A 12283-nucleotide genomic window follows, 5' to 3' on the forward strand; every position below is an offset into this window, starting at 1 on the left:
AGTCCCCCTTTCGCTTTTGAAAGGGGAAACTTTCTACTATTCTAGTATGCTTTTCATTGTATCAATATGTTCTTTTGAGCCTGTTACGAGGAGTGTATCTCCATGTTGTAATTTTGTATCACCGTGTGGTACTACTGCTTTATTACCACGGTAAATTTGAATGATGAGCACATCACCTAAGAATGGAAGGCGACGAAGTGGTAAACCGTTATATATATTGTTACGTAATTCCACTTCACGCACTGTTTCATTTGCTGTTGTAATTAAACGGACGAGACTAGGTTTATCAATGAGTGCACGCAGTAAAATTCGCGTCGAGTTAATGGTTGAGAACACTGCAATATGTTCTTGCGTTGCTTTTTCTTGCAGAAGAGGATCTTCGACACTTGCAATGACGTGTTCAACATCTAATTCTTTTGCATGCCCCGCTAATAAAAGGTTTTGTTCATCATCACTTGTTGCAACAACAACTCGATCTGCATCAAACGCTTTTTGTTCTTCTAATGCCTCGATAGAAATTGTATCTAATTTTACAATTGGGAAGTCATGAGAGATTACTTCTTCTGTATTTACTTTATTTTGACGCATCATGTAAAGTGTTACATCGTAATCTTCTCTCTTTAAATCAAGTGATAACGGAAGTGTAATACGACTTGCACCAATAATAGAAACTTTTGGCTTTGGTATTTCTACTTTTGGAAACATCTTTTTAAATAGTACAGGTGCAAAAATACATGTAATTACTGCACTCAAAATAAGTGAAGCAGAAAGACTAGGACTAATAATATTTAATTTTTCACCGATTTGTGCTGCTGCGATTACTAATGATAATGTTGATGTTAATAAAATAGCACTACCTAATACGATGTTACGAGGGTACCATTTCTGCAGTACAAGCGACGGTAATAATTTTGAGATAAACAGTCCAACAATTAATATTGGAATCATGAGCATACTAGAAGGCTCTTTAAAAATAGACCATACTTCTAAATTCACACCAACCATAACGAAGAAAATTGGGATAAAGAAACCATATCCGATGGAATCTAGTTTTTCAACCATATCTTCATTTGGTGATAGTAAGGATACGAGCACACCTGCTAAAAAGGCCCCTAAAATGTTTTCTGCACCAACGGATTCCGATAATCCAACAAGAATTAAAATGAGTGCAAAAACAGCTCGTGTATCAATTTGAACACTTCCGGCCTTTAAGCTTTCTAAGTATGGAATATTTTTAAAGCGTCTTGCAACAAAGTAAATCACAATACCTGCGCCAAATAGAACGAGAAGAAGCCACATGCTCTGACCGCTTTCGGAGTTTAATCCGACAAACACAGCCAATAGAATCATCGTAACTAAGTCAGCGATAACAGCGACTAATAAAATAATCTGACCGATTGCTGTTTTTCCTAAATTGTTTTCTTTTAGTGTTGGTACAACAACACCTAAAGAAATGGTTGAAATAATTAATGTCATAAACATGGCATTATCTACAAAGCCAAGCCATACGAATACAAGAGATAGGGCATAGGATAATACGAAAATAAATAAAAAGATAATACTTGCTACTTGGAAAGTATTTGGTTCATTTTTCGTATTCTTTTTCCCTTTTTGTTTAAAGATTGAAAAGTCAATTTCTAAACCGCTTAAGAACATTAAGAAAATAAATCCTAACGTTGATAAGACTTGGAGCCACATATCCGGCTCGATAACATTAAATCCACTTTTTCCTACAAAAATTCCTGCGATGATTTCTGCAACGACGACAGGAATTGCTTTTAACTTAAAGCGTTGCAGCAAAAGAGGAACGAAAAATGCGATTGCGACGACAATCATAAGTGATAGAACAGAAGAATGTTGTTCCATAGCGTTCTCTCCCTTCAAAATATATAGTACTTATTTTAGCCATATTATAGGAAGAAAAGCAATGCATATGAATTCGATTCCATAAAGAAAGAGTTTTCTTAACATTTGTCACAATAAGTATAGTTTACATTTTTATTCTTTATTTTCCTTGATATGTATATAAGGGTTTGACTTATTGCATAAGGAAGGGAAGAGGGAAGAATAAAAAAAGTCTGCTGGGACAATGTCCTAGCAGACTTTTGAAAGTATGTTACATAGAGAAGAAAATCCAAACCGTACCACCAACAGTTACTGCAGCGATGAAAAAGCTGAATACCATTGTGATCGTTTGTGCTGTACCTTCTCCTTCTTTCATGTGCATAAACATAACTAATTGTAATGCTGCTTGTGCCACTGCCATTGCAATAATACTTGTTAAGATTGTTGAAAGTGGCAAACTTGTATATAACGCTACGTATAAAGCAAGGAACGTTAATGCAAGTGATAAAATAAATCCGAAAACGTGTGACCACGGAAAACCACTATGAGCGTGTCCGTTCGCTTGTGTATTGTTTTGTCCCATTATTACGCCACCATCCCGTTCAAGTAAACTAGTGTGTAAATGAAGATCCAAACAACATCAAGGAAATGCCAGTATAAGCTGATAATAAATACTTTACGAGCTGTAACTGGTGTTAGTCCTCGTTTTAAAATTTGGAAAATAACACAAGTTGCCCAGATGATACCAGCTGTTACGTGGGCACCGTGTGTTCCAAGAAGAACGAAGAATCCAGATAAGAAACCGCTTGTTTGGATTGTTGCGCCTTCTGCAACATAAGCCATAAATTCTTCAACCTCGAAGAAAAGGAAGCCTGCACCTAAAAGTAAGGTGAAAATGAACCAAGCTAACGTAGCTTTTTGATTGTGTTTACGCATTTCATGAATTGCGATACCACATGTAAAACTACTTGTTAAAAGTAGGAGTGTTTGAATTAAAAGTGTTTTTAGTTCAAACAGCTGAGCTGGAGTAGGACCATCGGCCGTACGACCAGCAAGTACTAGGTAAGAGGCGAAAAGCGTTGCAAATAGCACGATTTCAGCCCCAAGGAAAATCCAAAACCCTAAAATATTCAATCTGCTTTGTTCGGATTGATATTCTAGAGGTAAGCTTTTATCTAAAGCTGCCATTTCGTTTCACCTCTCATGCAACATGTTCTGTCTTTTTAATTTCGTCTACGCTAACGTAATATCCGTCGTCGTAATCAAACGAGCGCCAGATCATACAAGCTAACATACCGATACCACCAACAATTGCTAACCAGAACCAGCTAAATATTAATGCAAAACCTGCAAGACCGATAAAACAAGACATAATGATTGGAACACCAGAATTGCTTGGCATATGAATTGGTGTTAATTCATCCGCTTTTGGCGTAATAGATTGACCAGTTTTCTTCATGTGCCATAGTATATCGCTCTCTGTGATTTCTGGTAATTTTGCAAAGTTATAATGCTGTACTGGAGATTGAGTTGCCCATTCAAGCGTTCTGCCATCCCAAGGGTCTCCAGTTGTATCGCGCTCACCATGGCGTGCGCTCCAAACTACGTTATAGCATAAGAATAGGAATCCGATACCCATCATTAGTGCACCAACAGATGAAATTTGGTTTAATAGGTTCCATCCTAGGTTCTCAGAGTATGTGTACATACGACGTGTCATACCGTCTAGACCTAAGAAATACATTGGAATGAAACATACGTTGTATCCAATCATAAAGAACCAGAATGTCCATTTTCCTAGTCGTTCATTTAACATGTGACCAGTCATTTTTGGGTACCAGAATGTAAATCCTGCAAGCATCGCAAATACAGTTCCGCAAATTAAAACGTTGTGGAAATGGGCAACTAGGAAGTAGCTGTTATGGTATTGATAGTCAGCTGCTGCCATTGCAAGCATAACACCTGTAACTCCACCGATTACAAAGTTTGGAATAAATGATAATGTCCAAAGCATTGGAACTGTGAAACGAATACGTCCTTTATAAAGCGTAAACAACCAGTTAAAGATTTTAACACCGGTTGGAATCGAAATCGCCATTGTCGAAATCGAGAAGAATGAGTTAACTGCTGGACCTGCACCCATTGTAAAGAAGTGATGCAGCCATACAAGACCACTTAAGATTGCGATTGCGACCATTGAGTACACCATTGCACTGTAACCGAATAGACGTTTACGAGAAAATGTACTTACAATCTCAGAGAAAATACCGAATGCCGGTAAAATAACAATATATACTTCAGGGTGACCCCATACCCAGAATAGGTTAGCCCAGAGCATTGGCATACCGCCGCTCGCCATCGTAAAGAAGTGAGCATCAAATAGACGATCGAATGTCATTAATGCAAGAGCAACTGTTAATACTGGGAAAGCAAAGAGAATGATGACACATGTAACTAAAATAGACCATGTAAACATTGGCATTTGCATTAATTTCATGCCTGGCGCACGCATTTTTAAGATTGTAACAAGGAAGTTAACCCCTGTCATCAGCGTACCGAGACCAGAAATCTGTAATGCAATTGCATAAAAGTTGTTTCCTACGCCAGGACTAAACTCTGTACCAGCCATTGGGAAGTAAGATGTCCATCCGGCGTCTGGAGAACCACCGATAACGAAGGCGATGTTGAATAACATTGCTCCAATAAAGAATAACCAAAAACTTAATGCATTTAAGAATGGAAATGCAACGTCACGTGCCCCAATTTGAAGAGGTACAACAACGTTCATTAATCCCATAACAAATGGCATTGCCATAAAGATAATCATAACTGTACCGTGTGTTGTAAAGATACCGTTATAGTGTTCAGCGTTTAAATACGTTGTATCTGGGAATGTTAATTGTGCACGGATCATTAAACCATCCATACCACCACGGAATAACATTAAAACTGCCGATATAATATACATTATACCGATTTTCTTATGGTCAACAGACGTTAACCATTCATCCCAAAGCCATCTCCATTTTTTGTACTTTGTCAGTACGAAAAGGATTGCTAATGTCACAAGAACAATAGAGGCGTCAGCTCCGTAAATAATCGGATCACCTGTGACAAAAAATTCATCAAGCTTCACTGTGTTCACTCCAATCTGTTGGAATAGTAGCTATTACTTATTTGTGTAGTAGTTATAATCACAATATTCAAGTGATTTCGGATCTACATAACTTAAGTGGTGACTAGAGAATGTCATACGCCCTACTACACCAGGTTTAATAATTTCATTGTATTTTTCTTCTGTCAGTGGTTTAGCAGTTTCTTTTACTTCTTTTACCCACTTGTCATAATTTTCTTGTGTTTTTGCTTCGAGCTCAAACTCCATGTGAGTAAATCCTTCACCAGAGAAGTTTGCGCTACGACCAAGGTAAGAACCTGGTTTATCAGCTTGTAAATATAAATCCATGATCATGCCATCCATTGTGTACTTCATACCACCAAGTTCTGGAATCCAGAAGGCGTTCATTGGGCCTACAGATGTCAGCTTAAATTGGATTGGTACACCAGCTGGTACGTTCAAATAGTTAACGGTTTCAATTTTTTCCTCTGGGTAACTGAATAACCATTTCCAGTTGGCAGATGTAACATAAATTTCAACTGGTTTAAGATCTTTTGATTGTTCTGGCACTTTTTCCGTTGCATATGTTGCTTTGACCGTTGGAATTGCTAGTGCAATAACGATAATAACAGGGAAAATAGTCCAGATAACTTCTAAAAGAGTATTACCGTGTATATCAGGTGGCTCATAGTCCATATTATCTGGTTTTTCACGGTAACGAATCAAAATGATTGTAAACAAAACGAATACGATAACAATGATCGATAGTAGAAGTATGAATGACCAAACAATCAAATCATACTGTTGTTTTGCAACAGGTCCTTGTGGATTTAATACTGCGATTTTCTCACATCCACCGAGGAACAAGAGTAATGATAGCGGAAGAAGTGAAGCCAACTTCCAAGACGCTTTCTTTAGTTGCACGATTGAAAATCTCCTTTCTCCTTGGATTGAAACTATGCCAATAAAACAATATAAACCTATTAATTTATATAAGGCAATAGTTTTCGTGATATTGTTAAAAAATAGACACAAATGCACACTATTTACAGTGAATATCATTTGTAACTTGATAACATTGTAAACTATTTTCCGTGCTAAATCTTGATTGTAAAAATTTTAAGATAAATAAAGTTATACCAAAATACCCAAAAAATAGAAAGAGCTATCTTATCATAAGGTAAGATAGCGTAATATTCTTTATATTTAGTTTACTTCCTGTGTAATGTTTTGTTGCTCTTTAAATGTGACAACTTTTTTATATTTAATTTGATACAAGATGTAACAAATAATCATAAATGGAATCCCACAATAAAGAGCGATACGTTGATCTGGAATAAAGGCTAAACTTACGAATGTAACGAAGTTTAAAGAGAATGCTAAAATTGGAACGATTGGGTATAGCGGTGTACGATATTTTAAATCTTTTATATTTCCACCATTCTGAATAAATTTTCTTCGGAAGAAAAATTGTGAAGCTGCAATCGACATCCAGACGACAACAGCTGCCATTGCAGCGATAGATGTTAGTACTAAAAAGACAGTATCAGCTGCGAAAATACTCGTTAAAAGTGAAAGACTTGCAAATATAAGGCTGAAAATTAAAGCGTTTAATGGTACACCCTTTTTCGTTAGTTTTGCAAATCTAGGGCTAGCCATTCCTTGTTTTGACATGGCCCAAAGCATACGTGAATTGGCATATAATCCTGAGTTTGCTACAGATAGCACAGCGGTAATGATAACAAAATTCATAATGTCTGCTGCATATGGGATGCCAACTGTATCAAAGACGAGCACGAATGGACTTTCTACAAGGTTGGCTTCTTGCCATGGAAGCAAGCCAACAACTACTGCAATTGCTAATACGAAAAAGAATAGAGTACGCCAAATTGTATTTTTAATTGCTTTCGGAATTGTTTTTTCTGGCTGCTCACTTTCACCTGCTGCAATCCCGATTAATTCGGTTCCTTGGAATGAATAATTCACGGTAATCATTGTAAATAGAACAGCTAGTACACTGTTTGGAAATAATCCACCATTGTCTGTGAAATTATGAAGCATTGGTGCTGGTTTTCCGTTGAAATCTAAGAGTCCAAACATAACAGCGCCTCCAAGTATAATGAAAACAACAATTGTTGAGACTTTTATACTGGCAAACCAAAACTCTGCTTCTGCGTATGTTTTTGCGGATAAAGCATTTATAATGAAGAGGATTGCTGCAAACGTAACACACCAAATCCATGAAGAAACATCTGGAAACCAGCGTTTCATTAAAATACTAACGGTTGTGAGTTCAACACCGACTGTAACAGCCCAGTTCAACCAATACATCCAACCGACAACAAATCCAAAACCAGGTGAAATAAATCGGCTTGCATAGCTTTGAAATGAACCTGCTTCTGGCATGGCAACGGATAGTTCACCCAGACAGAGCATCGTTAAATACATAACAAAACCACCAACTAAGAAAGCAAGGATGGCCCCACCAGGACCAGCGTTGTGAACAATTTGTCCTGACCCCATAAATAGCCCAGTACCAATGACACCACCAAGTGCAATCATAAAGAGATGTCTACTTTTCATCGTACGCTGTAATCCAGTTTGCTGATTTTCTGTTTGATTCATATTCCCTTCACCCCATACTTTTTATCTTGTTTGTTTTGCTCGATGGACAAAGTAGCTTGTCGAGCTTGCATCATTTCACTAATCATCAGTGGGGGATGAAAAACTTACTGATAGAAGTTTTACTTTATTCGACCCTAATAAGTAATATGAGATGCACATATTAGTGGCAATAAGAAAACAACTATGATTAGTTTCACTTGATTAAGTATTTCATGCATGTAAGAAATATTTTTCTATATAAATACAAATTAAAAAACCGACATAAACCCCTTCTTTTTAGGTGGAAGAGAGCATCTGGCCATGCATAGAAGCGGTCAGATCCTTTTCCTGCCCCATACCAAGTGAAAACAAAGAGAGAAAACGAGTGCAGGTCACCTTTTGTTATTCATAGCCGCGGCTATATGTCGAAAAATCAAAATGGATTTATATGCATGTCACATAAACATTTTTAATTCTACCAAAATATTCTGAAAATGTATATTCGTTTTTCTTTCTATTAAAAATAATTAGAATCTTACGTGAAAATACTAGGGACCAATTTTCATAATCTTTCTAGCAAACTAGCAGGAAGAAAGGTACAATAAAAGGAGTATGGTTTTGAAAAGAATGAGAAAATAATGATGTAATGGAGTTTGGTATATGTTCAGGAAAGTCAAATATATATGTATTTTAGGAATTGTAATTGTTGTCGGTGTAGCGTGTAGTAAAGATGCTAGGGGTGTCGTTGCAGCAGGGAAAAATAAAATTTTCCAAAAGACACAAGAACTACGTGTAGATTTTTTGTTTGATATGAAGGAAACAGCTATGATTGAAAATGTTCCATTTATAAAACAACTTCCTGAGTTACAAAGAGGTTGTGAGGTCACAAGTTTAGCGATGCTACTACAGTATAAAGGCGTACAAGTAGATAAGATGAAGCTTGCGAGTGAAATAAATCGTGTTCCATTTAAAGAAAACAATCTTCGTGGCAATCCGCATGAAGGATTTGTTGGAAATATTTACACGAAATCTGAGCCTGGCTACGGTGTATATCATGAACCGATTTTTGAACTTGCAGAAAGATACGTGCCTGAAAAAACGATTGATTTAACAGGAAGAGATATCGAGGATATATATAAGGTGATTAGTTCAGGTTCACCAGTATGGGTCATTGCAAATACAACGTTTCAGTCGTTAGCAGAAGATAGCTTTGAGACGTGGAATACAAATACAGGAGATTTGAAAATTACATATTATGAGCATAGCGCTATAATTGTTGGATATGATCAGAACTTTATATATATAAATGATCCACTGGCTAACACGCCAAGTAAAAAAGTATCACGTGCTCAATTCGAGAAGGCATGGGAGCAAATGGGGAAACAAGCGATTACTATTCTATAAAAATAAGAAGCTATCTATAATTGGGTAGCTTTTTATTTTTTTGTATAAATATAAAATGACATTCAATAGAAACAATTTTCGGAATATTGTTTCTTTTAGTAGGAGTCCACGCTATAATATTACTTAACTTGGTGAAGAAAGGAAGATGAAGGATGGATGTAGCAGAAGAAATTTTTCTCTCAAAAGATCAATTAATAGAATGGAGAAGACATTTTCATATGTATCCAGAACTGTCTTTTCAAGAAGAAAAAACCTCTCAGTTTGTATATGACATACTTCAAACAATCCCTCATCTAGAAGTTTCAAGACCAACAAAGTATAGCATTATGGCAAGATTAATTGGCAAACAGCCAGGTAAGACGATTGCGATTCGAGCTGATATGGATGCACTCCCGATTCAAGAAGAAAATCATTTTGAGTTTGTTTCTACATATTCAGGAGTGATGCACGCCTGTGGGCATGATGGACATATTGCGATGCTCCTTGGTACCGTGCATGCACTGGTAGGACAACGAGAAAAAGTTCATGGGGAAATCCGCTTTTTGTTTCAACATGCAGAAGAAAATTTCCCAGGCGGTGCACAAGAGATGGTTGCAGCAGGCGTGATGGAAAATGTTTACTGTATTATTGGCGCACATCTTTGGGCTTCACTGGAAGTTGGAAAAGTTGGAATCATTTATGGTCCAGCGATGGCAGCACCTGATGTCTTTAAAATTACAATAGAAGGGAAAGGTGGTCATGCAGGTATTCCACATGAAACGATAGACAGCATTGCGATTGGTACGCAAGTCGTTTCACAGCTTCAGCAAATTGTATCTCGTCTTACTGATCCGTTAGATTCTCTCGTCTTGTCTGTAACGCAGTTTCATGCGGGTACAACGCATAATGTGATTCCGGAACAGGCTAAGATTGAAGGGACAGTTAGAAGTTTGAAACATGAATTGCGAGAAAAAACGGCTGAGAGAATCGAAAAGATTACGAAAAGTATTACCGAAGCGTACGGAGCGTCGTATACATTTTCATATGAATATGGATATCGGCCGGTTGTCAATGATGAACAGATTACGAAGCATGTAGAGCGTGCAGCGTTGCAATTGTATGGAAGAGAAAAAGTGGTTCGCTTGCAGCCGACAATGGCTGGAGAAGATTTTTCAGCTTTTTTACAGAAGGCGCCGGGAACATTCTTCTTTATTGGTGCTGGTAATAAAGAAAAGGGAATTGTATATCCACATCACCATCCGCGTTTTACGATTGACGAAGATGCTTTACCAATCGGGGTAGAAGTTTTTGTTTCATCCGTCTTAAACTTTATGCGAAAAGGAGAATAAGATGAGGAAAATACATATACTAGCACTTATTCCAGTTCTTTGTTTAGTTGTTGGGCCAGTGTTTACAACTTCAGTTACTCCTTATGTATTGGCTCGGCCCTGCGAATAAGGTGGATTCACAATGACGGCACTTATCATTATTACGGAGTATTCCAGCCAATGTTTGAAGCAGTAGAAGCGGCAAAATCAGGATTTCTAGCTTTACCTGAACAAGGAATGAGTATTTCTTGGTTTGTTTCTACTATTATATTAACAGCGTTAGGATTTTATATGTGGCTACATACATTTGCTTCTGCATTTTTCGCAAAAAGTGAAAAAGTTTTTCGGAAAAATGCTACGATTATGCCGTTGTATTCTTTAGTGTTATTGTTTGTGTTCTTTGCTGGATTCAGCTATAAAAGTTTCACTTTAAAGAAGCTATCTCACTTTGGAGAGATAGCTTCTTTGTATTGCATACATTTTCCCAATATGGAGAAATATAACGATAACATCTTTAGAGGAAAGTTAGGTGAGAGAGATGACCAATTTAGAAGCAAACTTATCTGCCATTACACAATCTATTCGAGAAACGTTGCAGTCGCCCAATGATTTAACTGTGCGAGAGTTTGCACTTTTTGGTTCATCTACTCGGTGTGCGGTTGTTTTTCTATGCGGACTTACAGATAAAGATTTAATTTATCAACTTGTTATCCGTCCTTTGCAACAAGAAGAGATTCCAAATAAAGTACCGGTTATGCAAACGTTATTAGACAGATTTATTTCTGTAGGTGAAGTAAGTACAGTAAAGACATTCCCAGATGTTATTAATTCCGTTTTAGTAGGGGATGCTGTTGTTTTAATTGATGGGATACCTAACGCATTAGTGATAAATGGTCGGGCGTGGGAAAGAAGAAGTTTGGAGGCACCGATCACAGAAAATATCATTCGAGGCCCTAAAATAGGACTTACTGAGGATATTGCAACGAATAAAATGTTAATTCGCCGTGATTTGCGTGATCCAAAACTTCGTTTTCAATCTTACATTATGGGGAAACGGTCTCAAAAGGAAGTTACATTAATTTATATTGAAGACGTAATTAACCCCTACATTGTGACAGAATTAACTCGGCGATTGGAGTCGATTGAAACTGATGTGATATTGGACTCTGGAAAGATTGAGCAATTATTGGAGGATAATAACATGTCTCCGTTTCCACAATTTTTAAATACAGAAAGGCCAGACAGAGCAGTAGCTGCCTTAGCGAAAGGGAAGGCGGTCATTTTAGTAGATGGATCGCCGTTTGCAGTTATCGCTCCTATGGTCATTGTGGATATTTTTCAATCCCCAGAAGATCATTATGAAAGATGGATTATCGGTACTTTACTAAGAGGGCTTCGTATTATGGCTGGACTTATGGCGATTTTACTTCCAGCTGTATATGTTGCGCTAGTCTCGTATCATCAAGGGCTTATTCCATCTAATTTGGCATATTCAATTGCTGGAGCAAGAGAAGGAGTACCATTTCCTGCCTATATTGAAACCATTATTATGACGTTGACAATGGAGCTAATAAGAGAAGCTGGCCTTCGTTTGCCGAAGCAAATCGGACAAACTGTTGGGATTGTGGGAGGGCTTGTCATTGGAGAAGCTGCAGTAAGCGCTGGGATTGTCAATCCTTTTATGGTTATTATTATAGCCGTTACGGCTATTGCTACATTCTCTCTCCCTGTTTATAGCGTAACGATAACGTTTCGTTTTTTACTATTTGCATTTATTTTAGCGGCTACTATGTTTGGGTTATATGGAATTATTTTGGCGTTAATTGCATTGGCGATCCATATGACCAATTTAAAAAGTGTTGGCGTACCATATTTTACGCCGTTAGCTCCTGCTTTTTATAAAGATTGGAAAGAAGAAGTGGTACTGTTACCGAGGGCAATGTTAAAGACGAGACCAGAATATTTGCAGACGAAAGATAAAACATTACATTCAAAGGAGAGGGAATAA

At 37.3% G+C, this 12283-nt stretch carries 9 protein-coding genes and 2 pseudogenes; 5 read left to right on the forward strand and 6 right to left on the reverse strand.

Annotated elements, in window-relative coordinates; all coding sequences use genetic code 11:
• Nucleotides 1-36 precede the first annotated feature (36 nt).
• The 6 genes from QUF99_RS07285 to QUF99_RS07310 form a co-directional block, all read right to left on the reverse strand.
• Nucleotides 37-1866: a monovalent cation:proton antiporter family protein gene (locus QUF99_RS07285; RefSeq protein WP_289369261.1), complete on the reverse strand. Its 1830-nt coding sequence runs from the start codon at nucleotides 1864-1866 to the stop codon at nucleotides 37-39.
• Nucleotides 1867-2116: 250 nt separating this feature from the next.
• Nucleotides 2117-2428 (reverse strand): cytochrome aa3 quinol oxidase subunit IV, encoded by a 312-nt coding sequence (qoxD, locus tag QUF99_RS07290; protein WP_289369262.1) that lies wholly within the window; start codon nucleotides 2426-2428, stop codon nucleotides 2117-2119.
• 2 nt (nucleotides 2429-2430) lie between these two features.
• Nucleotides 2431-3033 carry a cytochrome aa3 quinol oxidase subunit III gene (gene qoxC, locus QUF99_RS07295; RefSeq protein ID WP_289369263.1) on the reverse strand — a complete coding sequence of 201 codons (603 nt, stop codon included), beginning with the start codon at nucleotides 3031-3033 and terminating at the stop codon, nucleotides 2431-2433.
• A 13-nt stretch (nucleotides 3034-3046) separates the two neighbouring features.
• Entirely contained in the window at nucleotides 3047-4981 is a 1935-nt protein-coding gene (gene qoxB, locus QUF99_RS07300; RefSeq protein WP_289369264.1) for a cytochrome aa3 quinol oxidase subunit I, read from the reverse strand.
• A 33-nt stretch (nucleotides 4982-5014) separates the two neighbouring features.
• Nucleotides 5015-5884: a cytochrome aa3 quinol oxidase subunit II gene (qoxA, locus tag QUF99_RS07305; RefSeq protein WP_289369265.1), complete on the reverse strand. Its 870-nt coding sequence runs from the start codon at nucleotides 5882-5884 to the stop codon at nucleotides 5015-5017.
• A gap of 282 nt (nucleotides 5885-6166) precedes the next feature.
• On the reverse strand, nucleotides 6167-7585 hold the full coding sequence (locus QUF99_RS07310) for an amino acid permease (RefSeq protein ID WP_289369266.1): 1419 nt from the start codon (nucleotides 7583-7585) through the stop codon (nucleotides 6167-6169).
• Between the two features lie 639 nt (nucleotides 7586-8224).
• Between QUF99_RS07310 and QUF99_RS07315 the strand changes: the two genes are divergently transcribed.
• The 5 genes and pseudogenes from QUF99_RS07315 to QUF99_RS07335 all read left to right on the forward strand — a co-directional run bounded on the left by QUF99_RS07315 (nucleotide 8225) and on the right by QUF99_RS07335 (nucleotide 12283).
• The gene (locus QUF99_RS07315) at nucleotides 8225-8968 is read left to right on the forward strand and encodes a C39 family peptidase (RefSeq protein WP_289369267.1); all 744 of its coding nucleotides are present in this window, start codon (nucleotides 8225-8227) and stop codon (nucleotides 8966-8968) included.
• 152 nt (nucleotides 8969-9120) lie between these two features.
• Nucleotides 9121-10296, forward strand: a complete 1176-nt coding sequence (locus QUF99_RS07320; RefSeq protein ID WP_289369268.1) for an amidohydrolase — start codon at nucleotides 9121-9123, stop codon at nucleotides 10294-10296.
• Nucleotide 10297: 1 nt separating this feature from the next.
• Nucleotides 10298-10396 (forward strand): annotated as a pseudogene (locus tag QUF99_RS07325) (DUF3311 domain-containing protein); the annotation flags it as partial.
• Between the two features lie 32 nt (nucleotides 10397-10428).
• Nucleotides 10429-10689, forward strand: a pseudogene (locus QUF99_RS07330) (sodium:solute symporter family protein); the annotation flags it as partial.
• A 124-nt stretch (nucleotides 10690-10813) separates the two neighbouring features.
• Complete coding sequence (locus QUF99_RS07335) at nucleotides 10814-12283, forward strand: spore germination protein (RefSeq protein WP_289369269.1); 1470 nt, start codon at nucleotides 10814-10816, stop codon at nucleotides 12281-12283.

It is taken from the genome of Bacillus sp. DX4.1, assembly GCF_030348195.1.
In the GTDB taxonomy this organism is placed as follows: Bacteria; Bacillota; Bacilli; order Bacillales; family Bacillaceae_G; genus Bacillus_A.